This is a genomic window from Staphylococcus sp. AntiMn-1, assembly GCF_001663395.1.
Lineage (GTDB): Bacteria > Bacillota > Bacilli > Staphylococcales > Staphylococcaceae > Staphylococcus > Staphylococcus equorum.
Genome location: NZ_CP012968.1, coordinates 2,466,835 through 2,484,043, shown reverse-complemented (window position 1 = coordinate 2,484,043; position 17,209 = coordinate 2,466,835). Strand labels below are relative to the sequence as shown.

At 33.4% G+C, this 17,209-nt stretch carries 13 protein-coding genes and 1 pseudogene; 4 read left to right on the top strand and 10 right to left on the bottom strand.

Annotation, left to right across the window (positions count from 1 at the left end; all coding sequences use genetic code 11):
• Positions 1-122: 122 nt before the first annotated feature.
• The 3 genes and pseudogenes from hutI to AOB58_RS11865 all read right to left on the bottom strand — a co-directional run bounded on the left by hutI (position 123) and on the right by AOB58_RS11865 (position 4,343).
• The gene (gene hutI / locus AOB58_RS11875; protein WP_064783493.1) at positions 123-1,361 is read right to left on the bottom strand and encodes an imidazolonepropionase; all 1,239 of its coding nucleotides are present in this window, start codon (positions 1,359-1,361) and stop codon (positions 123-125) included.
• A complete protein-coding gene (gene hutU, locus AOB58_RS11870) occupies positions 1,358-3,022 on the bottom strand; it encodes a urocanate hydratase (RefSeq protein WP_021338460.1) in 1,665 nt (554 codons plus the stop codon). Before hutU ends, hutI begins: the two co-directional genes overlap by 4 nt.
• A 47-nt stretch (positions 3,023-3,069) precedes the next feature.
• A pseudogene (locus AOB58_RS11865) lies at positions 3,070-4,343 on the bottom strand (YjiH family protein).
• Between the two features lie 143 nt (positions 4,344-4,486).
• Between AOB58_RS11865 and AOB58_RS11860 the strand changes: the two are divergent.
• Complete coding sequence (locus AOB58_RS11860) at positions 4,487-5,362, top strand: LysR family transcriptional regulator (RefSeq protein ID WP_021338462.1); 876 nt, start codon at positions 4,487-4,489, stop codon at positions 5,360-5,362.
• Here AOB58_RS11860 and hutG read toward each other — a convergent pair.
• On the bottom strand, positions 5,352-6,281 hold the full coding sequence (gene hutG, locus AOB58_RS11855; protein ID WP_021338463.1) for a formimidoylglutamase: 930 nt from the start codon (positions 6,279-6,281) through the stop codon (positions 5,352-5,354). The two genes, AOB58_RS11860 and hutG, sit on opposite strands and share 11 nt — an antisense overlap.
• A 261-nt stretch (positions 6,282-6,542) precedes the next feature.
• Between hutG and AOB58_RS11850 the strand changes: the two genes are divergently transcribed.
• The gene (locus tag AOB58_RS11850) at positions 6,543-8,057 is read left to right on the top strand and encodes a peptidoglycan release complex CPBP-like subunit SdpC (RefSeq protein ID WP_064783492.1); all 1,515 of its coding nucleotides are present in this window, start codon (positions 6,543-6,545) and stop codon (positions 8,055-8,057) included.
• Between the two features lie 232 nt (positions 8,058-8,289).
• Here the strand turns inward: AOB58_RS11850 and AOB58_RS11845 are convergent, their stop codons facing one another.
• Positions 8,290-8,979 (bottom strand): ribose 5-phosphate isomerase A, encoded by a 690-nt coding sequence (locus AOB58_RS11845; RefSeq protein WP_064783491.1) that lies wholly within the window; start codon positions 8,977-8,979, stop codon positions 8,290-8,292.
• Between the two features lie 163 nt (positions 8,980-9,142).
• Between AOB58_RS11845 and AOB58_RS11840 the strand changes: the two genes are divergently transcribed.
• Complete coding sequence (locus AOB58_RS11840) at positions 9,143-9,811, top strand: MOSC domain-containing protein (protein ID WP_002506868.1); 669 nt, start codon at positions 9,143-9,145, stop codon at positions 9,809-9,811.
• Positions 9,812-10,034: 223 nt separating this feature from the next.
• On the opposite strand, the gene AOB58_RS11835 is transcribed toward AOB58_RS11840, so the two are convergent.
• The 4 genes from AOB58_RS11835 to AOB58_RS11820 all read right to left on the bottom strand — a co-directional run bounded on the left by AOB58_RS11835 (position 10,035) and on the right by AOB58_RS11820 (position 14,738).
• Complete coding sequence (locus AOB58_RS11835; protein ID WP_021338466.1) at positions 10,035-11,051, bottom strand: aldose epimerase family protein; 1,017 nt, start codon at positions 11,049-11,051, stop codon at positions 10,035-10,037.
• 677 nt (positions 11,052-11,728) lie between these two features.
• On the bottom strand, positions 11,729-12,967 hold the full coding sequence (locus tag AOB58_RS11830; protein ID WP_002506866.1) for an ABC transporter permease: 1,239 nt from the start codon (positions 12,965-12,967) through the stop codon (positions 11,729-11,731).
• Positions 12,960-13,859: an ABC transporter ATP-binding protein gene (locus AOB58_RS11825; protein WP_002506865.1), complete on the bottom strand. Its 900-nt coding sequence runs from the start codon at positions 13,857-13,859 to the stop codon at positions 12,960-12,962. Before AOB58_RS11825 ends, AOB58_RS11830 begins: the two co-directional genes overlap by 8 nt.
• Positions 13,860-14,099: 240 nt before the next feature.
• Positions 14,100-14,738 carry a DUF805 domain-containing protein gene (locus AOB58_RS11820; protein WP_064783490.1) on the bottom strand — a complete coding sequence of 213 codons (639 nt, stop codon included), beginning with the start codon at positions 14,736-14,738 and terminating at the stop codon, positions 14,100-14,102.
• A gap of 202 nt (positions 14,739-14,940) precedes the next feature.
• On the opposite strand from AOB58_RS11820, the gene AOB58_RS11815 reads away from it, so the two are divergent.
• On the top strand, positions 14,941-15,549 hold the full coding sequence (locus AOB58_RS11815; protein ID WP_064783489.1) for a DNA-3-methyladenine glycosylase: 609 nt from the start codon (positions 14,941-14,943) through the stop codon (positions 15,547-15,549).
• A 316-nt stretch (positions 15,550-15,865) separates the two neighbouring features.
• Here AOB58_RS11815 and AOB58_RS11810 read toward each other — a convergent pair whose 3' ends face one another.
• Positions 15,866-17,197, bottom strand: coding sequence for a Na+/H+ antiporter NhaC family protein (locus AOB58_RS11810; protein WP_064783488.1), 1,332 nt, complete (start codon positions 17,195-17,197; stop codon positions 15,866-15,868).
• Positions 17,198-17,209 lie beyond the last annotated feature (12 nt).

The window sequence follows — 17,209 nt, the reverse complement described above, 5'->3', positions numbered from 1 at the left end:
ACTTAAAAAAGAAGAGTGAACTTGAAAAAGAGCTTTGCATTAGCTCTTTTCAAGTTCACTCAATTCACAACAATATAACAATTAAATCTGAGACATACGTATATGCCCCAGACTCAATATTATTAGTTATTTAATTTAATTTGGTTATCAACAAGTATTTGACCATCTTTGATTACTTTTTCAGCATGGTTTATACCATAATGATACGGAATATACTCATGGTTTGGTGCATCCCAAATAACGATATTGGCTTTGTCACCTTTATTAATTGTTCCAGCATCAACATCAATTGCTTTCGCTGCATTCACTGTAACAGCATTCCAAATCTCATTCGGTGATAATTTTAATTTCAACGCAGCAATCGACATCACAAGTTGTAAGTTGTTTGTCACACAACTCCCTGGATTAAAGTCTGTTGCAATTGCGATAGCTCCACCATTATCTAACATACCTCTAGCATCTGCGTATTGCTCCTTACCTAAATAAAATGTGGTACCTGGTAGTAATACAGCTACTGTATCGCTATCTTTAAGTTTCGCTTTACCTTCTGTACTTGACGCAACTAAATGGTCTGCAGAAATTGCACCTTCATCAATTGCTAATTCTAGACCACCTAATGGATCAATTTCATCTGCATGGATTTTAACATCAAAACCTAAATCTTTTGCTGCTTGCATATATTTTCTAGATTCTTCTACTGTAAATACGCCTGTTTCGCAAAAGATATCTGCAAAATCAGCATACTGTTTAACTTCAGGTAGTAAATCAATCATTTCTTGTAAAAAAGCTTGATTAGATTTCGCGTCTTTTGGTACTGCATGCGGACCTAAGAAAGTATGTTTCATATCTAAGTTATATTTTTCTGCTAAACTTTTGGATACACGTAGTTGTTTGAGTTCACTTTCTTTATCTAAACCATAACCACTCTTACTTTCAACAGCTAAGACTCCATGTTGTATCATCGTTAACAAATTCTTTTCAGCTTTATTAAATAGCTCTTCTTCAGTTGCATTTCGTGTAGCTTCTACTGTGGATAAAATACCTCCACCTTGCTCAAGTATTTCTAAATATGAAACGCCTTGTCTTTTAAGCGACATTTCATGTTCTCTTGAACCGCCATGCACTAAATGAGTATGTGCTTCAACAAGTGATGGTGATACAACTTTCCCTGTAGCGTCGATTGTTTCCTTCGCCTCATATTCATCTGTATGGGCACCCGAGTAAACCACTTTGCAATCTTTAACAACAACCGTTCCATTTTCAATGATTTCTAATTCGTCTAAATCTTTTCCTTTTAAAGGACGCTCTGTAGATTTTGGTAAAATTAATTCTTTAATGTTTTGAATAATTAAATCGTTCATTTTATATCTCCTTTACCCGTAATCATTGGAATTTTGATACCTTTTTCTTTAGCAACATTAATTGCTGATTCATAACCTGCATCTGCATGTCTTACAACACCCATACCCGGATCTGTCGTTAATACACGTCCTAAGCGACGATCTGCGCGTTCTGAACCATCAGCGACAATGACCATACCAGCATGTAATGAGTAACCCATACCTACACCACCGCCATGATGGAACGAAATCCACGAGCCACCAGCCGCTGTGTTAATTAAAGCATTTAATACTGCCCAGTCTCCCACAGCATCTGAACCATCTTTCATACCTTCTGTCTCACGGTTTGGACTCGCAACAGATCCTGAATCAAGATGATCACGCCCGATAACGACCGGTGCAGAAATTTCTCCGTCACGAACCAAACGATTTAAGGCTAAGCCCATTTTGGCACGTTCTTCAAAGCCCAACCAAGCTATACGAGAAGGTAATCCTTGGAATGCAATTTTTTCTTGAGCTAAATCTAACCAGCGAATAAGCTTTTCATTATCTGGGAATAGTTTTCTCATTTCTTCATCTGCACGTTCGATATCTTTAGGATCTCCACTTAAAGCTGCAAAGCGGAATGGTCCTTTACCTTCACAGAATAAAGGTCTAATATACGCTGGTACAAATCCTGGGAAATCAAAAGCATTTTCTAAGCCATTATTATAGGCAACTTGTCTAATGTTATTCCCGTAATCAAAAGCAACTGCACCATTTTTTTGGAATTCAATCATTAACTCAACGTGTTTTCTCATTGAATCTTGCGATAATGCAACGTATTCTTTAGGGTCTTTATCACGTAGCGCTTTTGCTTCCTCTAAGGAATAACCTTGTGGAATATATCCGTTCAATGGATCATGTGCACTTGTCTGGTCAGTAACAACATCAATTTTAAATCCTTTATCTAAAATGGCTCTGTGTGTGTCTACAGCATTACCAACAAGTCCTATAGATAATGGTTTGCCCTCTTGTCGTGCTTCTTCGGCTAAACGTAATGCCTCATTTAAGTCATGTGTCTTCACATCGCAATAACGCGTTTCTATACGTTTATCAATACGTGTCTCATCAACATCTACACCAATTACAACACCGCCATTCATCGTAACAGCCAGTGGTTGCGCACCACCCATGCCACCTAGACCAGCTGTTAAAGTTACTGTTCCATTTAACTTGCCATCGTAATGTTGATTAGCAAGCTCACCAAATGTTTCATAAGTACCTTGAACAATACCTTGGGAACCAATATATATCCAGCTACCCGCTGTCATTTGTCCATACATCATTAACCCTTTTTTATCTAATTCGTTAAAGTGATCCCAATTTGCCCACTCAGGTACAAGTACGGAATTTGAAATTAATACACGCGGTGCTTCTTCATGTGTTTTAAATACAGCAACTGGTTTTCCGGATTGCACTAACATTGTTTCATCCGCTTCTAATGAACGTAACGTCTCTTCTATCGCTTCAAATGCTTCCCAATTTCTAGCAGCTTTACCAATACCGCCATATACAACTAAATCTTCAGGACGTTCAGCTACTTCTGGGTCTAAGTTGTTATACAACATTCTAAGCACTGCTTCTTGTTCCCAGCCTTTACATTCAATATCTAAACCTTTTTTTGCTACTATTTTTCTCATGAAAAATCACTCCTCATTTTAATTAATTAACCTTTGTTTAATAAATCTTAAAATAGCCATAATGCGAATGGTATCGTGATTAGTAATGTAAGCACTACTCTTTCAAACCATATCAAGACCAATTTACCAACTGAAATTTTTATCTCAGTTGAAAGAATCACAGGTACCACACTCGAGAAAAAGATAATCGCCGAAACACTTATTACTGCTACTATAAATCTCGTAGCTAAATCAGCAGTTTGTGCAATGGCAGCAGGTAATAGCATCTCAACAATTGAAATGGTTGAAGCTTGTGCTAATATTGCTACATCCTGAACTGGGAATATACTTATAAATGGATAAAAAATATAAGATACATATTCTATTATCGGTGTATATTCAGCAATAATTAAACCTAAGAAGCCGATAGACATAATAGATGGTAATATCGCAATTGTCATTACGACGCCGTCACGTAAATTTTCACGTACGTTCCCTATTAATGAGTCAGCATTTTTAACTGCCAACTTAGCTTCTAACCAAGATTCTTTTAATAAAGGCATATTTCTGCGTTTTTCTTCTTTATATGGTTGGTTCTGATATGTCGTGTTTTTCTCAAATCTTATAGGTGGGAGTTGTACGGTGATAGCAGTAACTATAAAAGTCACTGCAAGTGTGAACCAAAATAAAGGTTCCAATGTTCAATAATACCTAATGTATTGGCTACTATAATCATGAAAGTAGCAGATACAGTTGAGAAACCTGTCGCAACAATAACTGCTTCTTTATGTGTATATCCACCATTTTTATAGACTTTATTTGTAATTAATAAGCCAATTGAATAACTACCTACAAACGAGGCAACCGCATCAACTGCTGATTTACCAGGCGTTTTAAAAATAGGCTTCATGACTGGTCTCATAATTACGCCAATAAATTCTAATAATCCGTAACCTACTAAAAATGTTAATAAAATAGCCCCTACTGGGATTAACACACTTAGCGGTATCGCTAATTTATCGTATAAAAACGGTCCAATACTTTCTTTCAATACAAATCCTGGTCCAAAATCAAAGACAATCATGAAAGCAATAAAGACGCCTAATACTTTAAATAAGCTAAAGATAATATCAGTTTTTGATTTGTTCCATTTTTTATTAATAAATGGATGCAATGCACCTATAATGATTAAAAGTAATACATAATAAGGTAAAATTGGATTCACCAAAAATGTAATCCACTGAACAATATGATCAATCAGAATTGTTGATTTACCATTAATCGTTATAGGTACAAAGAAACATATAATGCCAATTAAGCTATAAATGAAAAATTTCCACATGTACTTCACGCCCCTAACATGAAAGTACGCCTCCCGCTATATCTCTCAGTATAATATGATATGGTATATACTACCAATATAAATAAACTAATTATTGATAGTTTAAAACTATAAGGTAAATACATATTCACGGAGGAATTATATTGAAAATCATTCAATTAGAGTATTTTGTCGCCGTTGTGAAATATAATAGTTTCACTAAAGCTGCTAACTTTTTACATATTAGTCAACCGTCTTTAACGACCACAATAAAAAAAATGGAAGCCAATTTAGGTTATGACCTTTTTATGAGAACTACTAAGGATATTAAAATCACTGAAAAAGGAATTCATTTTTATAATTACGCGCAACAATTGATACAGAACTATCATCAAACAATCGAAAAAATGTATGACCTCAATATGGGACATGCGCCTAAAATCAAATTATCTATTTTAGAATCAGCAAATCAATGGATTTCTCAAGTGCTTTCTATCCATTTAAAATATAATCCTAATCAGACTTATCTTGTATCTGAAGTGCATGACCAAAATAAAATACTGGAACAACTCATCAATTTTGAAAATCATCTCGCTTTGACAAACGAACAAATTAGTCATGAAGATATTAAATCTATTCCTTTATACGAAGAATCCTATGTCGTTATTACACCTAAAAATGCTTTTCCAGATACTAAAATAACGTCTATTAAATCATTGCCATTAATTTTACCTACAAAAGGCTCTCAAGTGCGTAAACATCTTGATGATTACTTTACACGTATGAATATACATCCAAATATCATTATGGAAGTTGATCGTTTTGAAGCGGCTACGAATTTTGTCCATAGAGGATTAGGATATGCTGTTATTCCACGCGTATATTATCAATCATTTAATGCACGAGATTTAGATGCACTAGAAATGCGTCCCAAACTAGGCCGTTCTATTTATATTAACTATCTAAAAAAAAGAAAGCACTCAGAGCGAGTACTTTCTTTTATAGATCAGTGCATTGATTATTGGAATATTAAAGAATAAAATGATGTAAAAAATTAGCAGATAATTTAGCAGTTCGATTATCCACATCATATTTTGGATTTGTTTCAGCAATACTAACAGTCGAAACTTTCTCATTTGGAATAATACGTTTCGCCAATTCAAGTACAACATGCGGTGATAGACCTAATACAGCATTTGCACTTACACCCGGTGCAAATGCACTATCAATAACATCCATACATATCGTAAACATAATCACATCATGATCATGTACGAAACGTTCTATCTTATCCTTAATTGGAGGAGAAATTTGATGTAACAATTCATCAGAATAAACAAAACCGATGTCTCTTTCTTTCGCGTAATCAAATAGTGCTTGCGTGTTACCACCTTGTTGAATACCTAATACTAAATAATCAGTGTTTTCATCCTGTTCTAAAATTTGTCTAAAGCTCGTACCAGAAGTAGAACCAGATTCTTTTCTAGTGTCAAAGTGTGCATCAATATTGATGATACCAATAGAAGCATCAGGAAACGCCTCACGCGTGCCCAAATACTGTGCATAAGCGATATCATGTCCGCCACCTAATAAAAAGGTTTGGTTATGTCTTTGTATCGATGAAGCAACATAATGCGCAAATTCTTGTTGGGTTTCTTCTAAAGTTTCGTGATTATGTTCAACATTTCCATAATCATAAATTGAACATGTTCTTAAGACTGGCAAATTAGCAAAAGTCTTCTTGATTGCATCTGGTCCTAACTTAGCTCCGATTCTTCCTTTATTAAGTTCAACACCCTTATCAACCGCATAACCTAGCATACCTACACCGTGACGTGGTTCATCGTACTCATCTTCAATATTACGAAATTGTATCGTTTGAAAATGTCTGAATTCTGTTTCCTCTGTCTCACTATCGATTCTTCCTGTCCATAAATCACGTTGTGCTAATTTATACATAGTTCTCCTCCTTTTGAAACTATATCGACACTTAAAGTATACGCTTACATTTTTGCCAATTCAATTATATTTATAATTACCTTTACCCACTTGTTTAAAAGTTAATTTTGAAATTCACATTAAAATTGTTGCATTTACACGTTTGATTTTGTAAAAGTATTACATTTCAATGATAAATATTTGAATTTAATTTATTTATCGCTAAGAAGTATGTATAATTAGGCATAAATGATTTTTCTGAACCCTATTGGAGGTTACATAATGAATACAAAACGTATACCAGGTTTTCAATGGGCAATGATGATATTTATTTTCTTCATTATTGCTTATGCAGCACCTATTATACTTAAAGATTTTCAAGGTACAATTTCACTTAAAACTTTTGTCTTTGACATAAGTAGCTTAGCACCATTTATTGCTGCTATTATATGTTTACTCGTCTTTAAGCACAGAGGTACGCAACTCGGTAGTTTAAAGTTTTCAATTAGTTTAAAAGTTATAGAACGTATCATTTTAGCACTCGTTATACCATTAATTATTTTTATTATTGTTATGATTTGCTTCAATGTTTATGCAGATAGTTTTGTACTTCTACAAACAGAAGATTTATCTGTTTCAATTATATCAATTATCATTGGTCAAATTATCATGGCTTTCTTAGTAGAGTTTGCTTTCCGTTCTTATTTACAACATATTGTTGAAACTAAGATGAATACATTTATCGCATCTATTATTGTAGGGATTATGTATTCAATATGGAATGTTAATATTTCATTTAGCTTTGATTATGCGATATATAGTTTCCTTTATTCTTTCGCTTTTTCAATGATTATTGGTGAACTTATCCGTGCTACAAAAGGACGTACAATATACATTGCGACAATATTCCATGCGACAATGTCATTTGGACTCGTTTTCTTATTTAACGAAGAATTAGGCGATGTGTTCCCAATGAAAGTAATTGCTTTAAGTACAGTTGCTGTTGCCGCTGTTTACATTCTATTAAGTATTATCGTTCGAGCGATTCTTTATTTCTTCACAAAACGTAATTTGGATGAAGTGGATGATAACAACTATCTTGACCATGTTAACGAAACATCTGAAAACGATGCTCAAATCGATGATGTTGATGTTGACGAAGATAGTGTTCAAGATGAAAACAAGACAAACACTTCGACTTCAGATAGCTCAAAATCAACGACTGCTGCAAGTGGTGTTGCTGTGGCCAACCGAACGACACATGACTCAGATCAACAGCCGCACACTGATGACACAACAAAGACGACAGCTTCAACAGTCGATGATAAAGATACAACATCTCCTGTTAATGAAGCAACTGAACAAAACAACACAGATTTAACTACTGATGTTAATCAAAAAAAGACAAACACTGAAAACAACACGATGTATCATAATAGTGATGAAATAAATGAACAAGATGACAACACAAAATCTAATGATAATGACAATAACGACTCAAACAATTTAACTAATAGTTCAGTTGAAGCATCTACTGAAAAAGTAAAGCATGATTCAAATGACAACGATAATGAGTCATTAAAAACAAGTGCGCGTTATTCAACTACTCGTAAATCTTCAGCAGTAAGTAATGCGAAAGCATCCATTACTGAGGATAATCATGTTGAAGACACATCATCAACTGAAGCAAACACTACACACGCAACACATAATGATGCAACAGTAGATAATGATTCAAATGATAAACACACGCGTTCTCCTTTTAATCTTAAAAGTAAACGTGGTCACCGTCGTTAATTACATCAATGCGTTACATTATTAAATCTCGAGGAAGTATTGTATATATAATATTTCCTCATAGAGTGTCGACAAAGTCTCTCGCTTTGTCGGCATTTTTTGTATACATTTTCTGCGAAACCCGTAGTCTTCAACTAGTACTTTATTAACGAGTCAGGCGTCGCCTAAATCACTACCATCTTTATATAAAAAAAGTGATAAATAATCCTTTGGGACCTTTATCACTTTTTTATTATTTATCAAGAACTTTCACACCGTCTGGTGAACCAACAATAATTTGGTCAGCAACATCTAAGAAATAACCAGTTTCTAATACGCCCACAAGATGGATTAAATACTCATGCATTTCGTAAGCGTCTATATTTTCGTATAATTCTAAGTCCAATATATAGTTACCATTATCTGTAATAAAAGGCACATCATCAACAACGCGGCGTATTGCTTTAATATTACCCTTACCATATGACTCAATCTTTTTAGATACGAGTAGCCAATTAAATTTATCTACTTCTACAGGAAGCTTAAACGTTTGGCCTAAATAATCTACGCATTTACTATCATCTATTAAAACAATAAATCTGTCTGCCATAGCATCAATTACTTTCTCTCTAAATAGTGCTCCACCGCCACCTTTTATAAGGTTTAATTGGTTGTCTACTTCATCAGCGCCATCAATTGCGATATCAATTTTATCTACATCGTTTACATCGACTACACGCATACCTAATTCTTTAGCGATATAAGCCGTTTTGTTTGAAGTACAGATTCCAGTTATATCAATATGTGCTTGTTCTAATTTCTCTGCGATTTTTGGCACGAGTAGTTCAATTGTTGAACCTGAACCAATACCCACAATCATACCATCTTTAATTTGGTCTAATGCATCATCAAATGTACTTAACTTCAACTGTTTTTTATTCATAATGCTTCCCCTTTACACACAGTACTTTTACCTTTATTGTACATGAGATTTATAAAAATACATAGCTAAAAAACGTAAATATAAAACGCTAATATATGTTCACTTGCATATTCCTAAATTTGTTTTAAAATGATAATCACTAAACTGCAGGAGGTACTGAATTATGATTTATACGCTAGATGCAATTTCTACAGGTAAAATTCAAGATTTATCATACAGTACGAAAAGACCAATGCGCTCAGCCTTAAACAAAAAGAGAATCACAAATCAAATGTGGTTATCGAAGACTGGGTTCATTGAAGATGAGCAAGAATATAAAGGGCATGGTGGACCAGATAAAGCGCTATGCCTTTATAGTAAGAAGAACTATGAATTATGGAAAAATGATGTTTCTACATTACCTGACTATGCTATGTTTGGTGAGAATCTAACTGCTGTCGATTTAGATGAAAATGACATTTATTTGGGTGATCAATTCCAATTAGATGAAGCAATTGTAGAAGTATCTGAAATAAGAGAACCATGCTGGAAAATTCAAGAAAAGTATAAAATTCCAGATCTAGTTAAGCGCATGTCACGTTCTTGCAAGACTGGGTTTTATCTTAGAGTTATCAAAGAAGGGTTTGTAAATGACGCTGCAAATTTAGAATTAATACATTCTTCAAACACGCATATGCCTCTTACAGTGTTCGAACTTAATGACATCTATTATAACGATAATAAAAATATAAGACGTTTAACAGATGCTTTAAAGAACCCCTATCTAACTGACGAGAGACATTTAAAGTTGCAAAAATTTTTAAAACGAGCACAAAACATCGCAGAGAAATAACTATATAAATGGGAACTGGAGAGAAAAATAATTTTTTCTCATAAGGTTTCGGTCTATGATTCGCTCTCGGCAAAGATGTCTAGAAAATAGACTACAAGAATTGCAAGTCTTTAAAAGTTTAATATAAGCCCATTTCCAATTCAGTTAACTACTGCCAATATAAAAATAAGGCTGAGACATAAAGTAATGTCCTAGCCTTATTTGCATAATATCAATTTAGTTTCTATAACTCTTTTTCAAAAATTTTATATGACGTTTTTGAATAGTATGGTTGATTAGCTTCCAATATAGATGGTGCTTTTTCTCCCATTAAGTTAATGTCATTTGGTATACATTGCGTCTCAAGTGTAAAACCAGAATGTGCCTTGTAAATATTAAAGTCACTTTGCCAACTTGTAGTATCATTAAATGTGAAAATTACAACATTTGGCATGTCAGTATTCACTGTTAATAAAAAGCGTTTATTTTCAACTGTCATTTCATTGCCACCTATATCAAATGGATGATCGATGCCGCCAAAACGTTCCATTTGTGCTTTCACAACTGGATGTTCACTCGTAAAAATGTCTTTAAATTGTATGTTTTTTTCGTTAAATGTGTCCACTAAATCAATTGGTTTCATGCTTTCAACAATATTATCGTCGCCTAATAAATACATATCTAATTTTGAACTTGAAATACTATGGTTATCAATTACATTATTATCTCTATTCAAATTAAAATAAACATGATTCATCGGATTAAATAACGTTTTCTCTGTAGCGGTTGCTTTGTATTCAATTGTCCATTTATGGTCAACATCATAAGTATGAATTACTTCTAGGTCAATATCACCGGGAAAATGGTCGTCTGAACTTTTTATAGTTGTTGTAAAAATAACTTTTACTTGGCCCACTTGCTCTTCAATTTCATAATCAAAAAAGCGTGTACCAATACCTTCTGGGCCACCATGTATGTTATGTTCACCGTTATTTGCGTCAAGCTGATACGTTTTTCCATCTAATTCGAAAGTAGCATTTGCGATTCTACCACCATAACGGCCAATTGTTGCCCCGAAATGAAATGGATTTTCCTCATAGAATTCATCTGCTTCTACAACATTTCCAAGTACAATGTTATTATCATCGTATTTCCATGAGACAATACGTGCGCCATAATTTGTAAAAACAATTTTCGTTTCTTCATTATCAATTTTAATTAAATCAATACCATTACTTTGGCTTTCTACTTTTGCAAACATCATCAATTACTCCCTTTCAAACCCAATACTTTTTCAAAAGTTAATATTAAGTTTTATCATGAATAAAAACATCACTTACAAACGTGGCCTGTAAATCACAACTCAGGGGGATCTTCATTGTGTTTAGGCAATGTAAACTTTCTCACTACAAGTCCAATTAATTTGAATTATTATTTTGAAAATAATAATTCAATTGTAGTAAACAAACCCTATCACACATAATACGATTAAATGTAACAACATCAATGTGATTAACTATGCTTCCCTCTAGCATAAATTAACTTGCAAAGTCACTATGATGCAATAACACAAATCTTGTGTAATATTTAATACTCCCTATTTCTTCTATTACTCTCTTATATTGTAACAATTTAGTCAAATGTTTATCTATACTAATCGTCAATTTTAACAAACAATCATAAAAATTGTTATACTTTTTCTATTATTATACAAATAATAGCCAAATTTTCATTGTATAATATTATAACTTTGTTGAATTCCTCTTTATTCTACTACTTAATTTATATAAGTACATAGTAATTTTATATAAACAACTTTCTATTTACTCTAAAAAGATACGTTTTTTATACACAATAAACGTATCAATATTAAAAAATAAACTACCTCCACATATTACATGGTGATGGTAGTTTATTTTAATAGCGCATTTTAAATTATTATTTTTTGTTAAATATACGTTTTACCGAGCTCATAAAGCCTTTATCAAAACTCAAAATCGTATCTTTATAACTACGCACTGCAACCCATAATAGTATAAAAATAGTGATAATAGATATAACCATACTTAATACGATTTCCCAAATAGCAACATCAGGTGTGGATGCGCGAACAAACATTACAAATGGTGAAAGTAATGGTATAAAGCTCGTGATTTTCACTAATAACGTATCTGTGTTCATGATACTGAAAAAGGAAATATAGAAAGCAATCATACTAATTAATGTCATTGGCATTAATGATTGATTAATATCTTCTATACGCGCAGTAATAGATCCCAAAATCGATGCTAAAATAATATATGAAAGTATACCAATAATCATTGATATGATACCTACGACGATTAATTGCACGGTTAATTCGTTTGGTTCAATATCAAACCCTTTTAACATATCTCCAATATCAAACACTAAGAAACATATAATGCCAGCCACAATAAATATACTGATTTGGGTTAATGCTACTGAAACCACACCTGCCATCTTCGCAAGTATATGCGTCACTGGTGACACACTCGTAATAATCATTTCAATAACTCGTGATGTTTTCTCAGTTGCGATTTCCATTGCAACTTGGCTCGCATAATTGAAAACGATAAAGAATATGAGCATCACGCCTGCATATACAATCATTGTATTAAAGCCTTTTTGAGCTTCATTTAAATTTGAATTGTTGGCATTATCTGCAAGCACTTCTGAAGTCACTTCACTTTGAGATTGCAATTGCTTTAATTCATCTTGTGATAAGTTTAAATTCGCTGCAACAAATTGTGTTTGTACAGTTGATAATGTTGCTTTTAATTTTTGCTTATCTTGTTCTGAAACAGTATCTTTACTCAATATTTTACCTGAAAGTTTTTGATCTTCACTCAGTTTAATAACGTATGCTTTATCTAATTTTTCGTTTTTAACCTGTGACTTTGCTTGTTTTTCTGATAATTGCTTAAAGTCTGCCCCTTCATCAAGCTGATCACCTTGTGATTTAATGACTTTATAAATTTCATCATTCGATGAGACAACCCCTACTTTATCAGGGCCATCGTCAAATAAATCAATAATTTTATTAATATTCGCCGCTCCAACCATTAACAGAATCACAATAGCTGTGAATATAACAAATGACTTTGTTTTAACTTTATTTTTATAAGTTAAGGAAAAAGTTGCAAAGAATTTATCCATTGACGTCACCTACTTTTGCTATAAAGATCTCATTTAGTGATGGTTCTACAACTTGGAATCTTTTGACGAAACCATACTGTATTACAACTTCATAAATTTTCTCAGCAACCGCTTCTGTCTCAATCATTGCTTTAATTTCTCTTTTACTTCTATCTACATTTAATACACCATCAATGCTATCTATCTCTGACATTTCATGTTCTGTTTCTATGACGACGCTTTTCTTACCATGATTCGCTTTCACTTCATCAATTGGCCCTGAAACAACAAGCTCTCCACGATTTAGAATACAGACATTATCACATAACTCTTCTACATGTTCCATTCTATGAGAGCTATATATAATAGTAGTACCAGCATTATTTAAATCTTTAACCGCTGATTTTAATAACTCTACATTTACTGGATCTAAGCCGCTGAATGGTTCATCCAAAATGAGTAATTCTGGTTTATGTAACATACTTGCTAAAAGTTGAATTTTTTGTTGATTCCCTTTGGATAGTGCTTCAATTTTCTTTTCTCTATTTTCATTAATACCAAACCTATCTAACCAATAGTCTATAGCTTCTGTAATTTCTTTGGACTTCATTCCTTTTAAAGTAGCTAAATAACGCAATTCATCTTCTACTTTCATTTTAGGATGTAATCCTCTCTCTTCTGGTAAATAGCCAATGTGGTTGTATGAAGTCTTGTCTATGGGTTTGTCATTATATGCAATTTTACCTTCAGTGATTGGCGTTAGACCTAAAATCATTCTGAAGGTTGTCGTTTTTCCTGCACCATTTCTGCCTAGAAAACCTAACATTTTACCTTGTTCTAAAGATAATGAAATATCATTAACAGCTGTAAAATCTTTATACTTCTTGGTTACATGTTCAATGTTTAGTGACATTGTGTCCCGACTCCTTTCTTTTTAAAAATTATATACTTTGATAATACCATTAGATTAAGCAAAGTTACATTTTAAATTTAACTTTGCTAGACATGATTCTATTTTATTAATGGTCTTAGCTCATTGCCGTAACTATAATCGATTAAAAATATAGCTTTGTTACTTCTTATGCAAATGATATAACGCAATAAAAAATAACGCTGTTTCCACTTAAACTAAGTTGGTAACAGCGTTTTAATTTCAATATTTTAATTCATCTTGTTTTTGAGTTTGTCCAAGTTGCCCATTTTCTTTTGTATTAAAAGTATCTTCATACCCATGAGCACTCGAACGAATGTGATTACCGTATTTATGGCTCGTCCCATATTTATTTGTTCTTCTTTCACTATCCAAACAACAAATAACTAAACAATATATTCCTAAAACCATATAAATGATATATATCAACAATAGCGTAATGATACTAGAAATATTAGCATATTCAGGATCCATTGCATTTATTGATGTAATAATAATATTAGTAACAATTAATACAGCAAAATAAATCACTGGAATCACCATTTTTCTACCAGTATCATGAAATCTTCTCACCAATAATGCCCAGCCAGGAATCAGTGTAGCTAATCCATATATAACAATATATATACAGGATATGACTATTAAAATGCCCCCAATCATAGTAACTTCACCGGAATAAGATGAAACACCTGAAACAAGCATGATTAAACCTATAATAAGTATTATTAGCGCTGGTATCATAAAAATCAAATGCCATAACGTCATGTACCAATATTCGCTACGACGTGAGCGCCCTTTAAAATTAACATAGTTTGTCCAAAATAATTTGAGCGCTTGAAGAAAACCAATTTTCCGCTCCATATTACTCCCCCTTCATATACATTTGTTAAAGATAATTTTTAAATTACATTAAACTTTGGTACATTATATGTAAATTCTTTAAATATCTCATTTAGTTTAGTGTAACAAACTATTTTGTAAGTAGTAATACAATTTTACTGATTCTAAAAAAAACATTTAAAAATATTTATTTTTTAAAAACTAGAAACCGGAGGAACAACTCATGGATTTTTTACATCGAGATACAATAGCTATTGCTAAAGATTTATTAGGTGTCAAAGTGGTTTTCCTGGATGAACTCGAAACATTCACTGGATACATTGTAGAAACTGAGGCCTATGTTGGTAAAGAAGATCGCGCTGCTCATGGTTTTAATGGAAAAAGAACGCCCAAAGTAGAATCTTTGTATAAACGTGGTGGAACGATATATGCGCACGTTATGCACAATCACCTTTTAATAAATTTTGTCACAAAAGATGAAGGCATCCCTGAAGGTGTATTAATTAGAGCTGTAGAACCTGAAGAAGGTATTGAAACCATGAAATTAAATAGAGGAAAAAGCGGGTTTGAATTAACTAATGGCCCTGGAAAGTGGACAAAAGCATTTAATATCCCTCGATATTTAGATGGTTCTCGCTTAAATGAAGGACGCCTATCAATCGACACTAAAAACCGTAAGTACCCATGCGCTATTGAAGAAAGCGGACGTATTGGGATTCCAAATAAAGGTGATTGGACATTTAAACCACTACGTTTTACTGTAAAAGGCAATCCGTATGTCTCTAAGATGCGTAAATCAGATATGACAGATTCAGAATATACGTGGCTCTAATACAATATAATAATATAGAAAAAGGAGCTTCCTAAGATGGACGCTACGTTCGTTTCTATTTCTTTTATCGATTGCTTTATTCAACATTACAGACCTCACCACTGTTTAATTTAAACATATTATTTTTGTTTGAAAATTGGCAGTAATTTGGGCCGACTCCTGCGGGAAAAGCACTAGCCGAAGACTACAGGCTGAGGCTGTACCCGCGGAAAGCATGCACAAAAAAGTGTCGACAAAGTCAGAGACTTTGTCGACACTCTGAGAGCTTCCAAAAATGGAAGCTCTTTTTTCTATATCAAGCATAAGTTTTCATCAACTATTTATTTTTTAACTTTTTATTTCCATCTAATAAACCAAATTGAATTGTTATAATTGTACAAATAACCAATATAACTGGATAGAATGAATATTTTAATACTTCTAAATAGGAAACATCACCATATTGTTCTACCATTAACATCCCACTATCATGTGGTAGAACCATTAAGGCGCTACAAGCAAATATATCTAGTAAGCTGGCCATCCGTTTAGGTGGCACTTTATATTCATCACCAATCTCTTTTGCAATTGGTGCAGAAATAATAATCGCTAACGCATTATGTGAAAGTGCAGCAGATAGTACACCTGACATCATACTGATGACATATTCAGCACTTTTACGTCCTGTAGCCTTTCTCTTCATAGCTTGAATGATCCAATCCACACCACCATAGTATCGAATCAATGCTACAAGGCCAGATACTAAGAATGCTACAAGGAAAATGTTGAACATACTTTCCATACCGTCGCCCATTGCTTTAGTAAATTGGAAGATACCCATTTGACCTTGAACCAAACCTAGTAGTCCAGCCATCCCAATACCAAGAATAAGCACAAGAATCACATCTAAACCTGCAATAGCCGCTATTAATACAAATATATAAGGCAAAATATTAATGAAGTTGAAACTTAAATCACCTTCTACATTACCAGTGCCACCAACAATGGCGTATATAATTGCAGTGATAAGTGCGGCAGGCAAAGCAATGAGTACATTCATTTTAAATTTATCTTTCATCTTAGCGCCTACACCATTCGTTGCGGCAATCGTTGTATCAGAAATGATGGATAAATTATCACCAAAGTAAGCACCTGCAATAACCGCTGCGCCCGCTGCTGCAACACTTAAATCCGCTGCTTGTGCTACAGCTACACCAACAGGTATAAATGCTGCTTGCGCTCCTGTTGAAGTCCCTAAAGTTAAGGCAGCAAACCCACTCATTATAAATATTCCTGGGATAAGTAAACTTGGTGGAATGACGGAAAGTCCCATGTTCACCATAGCTTCTTTACCACCCATTTCAGACGTAACCGTTGAAAAAGCACCCGCAAGTAACAAGATTAATCCAAGATTTACAATGCCTGAGTTCCCTGCATGTTCAGTAAAAATTTGAACTTTTTTCGTGAATTTCGTTTTTCTATCATAACAAGTCCATGCTATGACAATACCTATAAAAATAGCGACATGTCGCGGCAATTGATCAAAAGCATCCTCTTTGCCCATAATCGTAAATGTAATCCCCACACCGATATATAAAACTAAAAATATTAATAACGGCAATAATGCTAACGCACCATATTGTTTTTCACTTCTTAATGATTCACCCATATATTTACTCCT

Excerpts from the sequence above, each read along its gene's own strand:
- hutI (WP_064783493.1), bottom strand. The coding sequence starts at position 1,361 with ATGAACGATTTAATTATTCAAAACATTAAAGAATTAATTTTACCAAAA.
- hutU (WP_021338460.1), bottom strand. The coding sequence starts at position 3,022 with ATGAGAAAAATAGTAGCAAAAAAAGGTTTAGATATTGAATGTAAAGGC.
- hutG (WP_021338463.1), bottom strand. The coding sequence starts at position 6,281 with ATGTATAAATTAGCACAACGTGATTTATGGACAGGAAGAATCGATAGT.
- AOB58_RS11850 (WP_064783492.1), top strand. The coding sequence starts at position 6,543 with ATGAATACAAAACGTATACCAGGTTTTCAATGGGCAATGATGATATTT.
- AOB58_RS11845 (WP_064783491.1), bottom strand. The coding sequence starts at position 8,979 with ATGAATAAAAAACAGTTGAAGTTAAGTACATTTGATGATGCATTAGAC.
- AOB58_RS11840 (WP_002506868.1), top strand. The coding sequence starts at position 9,143 with ATGATTTATACGCTAGATGCAATTTCTACAGGTAAAATTCAAGATTTA.
- AOB58_RS11835 (WP_021338466.1), bottom strand. The coding sequence starts at position 11,051 with ATGTTTGCAAAAGTAGAAAGCCAAAGTAATGGTATTGATTTAATTAAA.
- AOB58_RS11830 (WP_002506866.1), bottom strand. The coding sequence starts at position 12,967 with ATGGATAAATTCTTTGCAACTTTTTCCTTAACTTATAAAAATAAAGTT.
- AOB58_RS11825 (WP_002506865.1), bottom strand. The coding sequence starts at position 13,859 with ATGTCACTAAACATTGAACATGTAACCAAGAAGTATAAAGATTTTACA.
- AOB58_RS11820 (WP_064783490.1), bottom strand. The coding sequence starts at position 14,738 with ATGGAGCGGAAAATTGGTTTTCTTCAAGCGCTCAAATTATTTTGGACA.
- AOB58_RS11815 (WP_064783489.1), top strand. The coding sequence starts at position 14,941 with ATGGATTTTTTACATCGAGATACAATAGCTATTGCTAAAGATTTATTA.
- AOB58_RS11810 (WP_064783488.1), bottom strand. The coding sequence starts at position 17,197 with ATGGGTGAATCATTAAGAAGTGAAAAACAATATGGTGCGTTAGCATTA.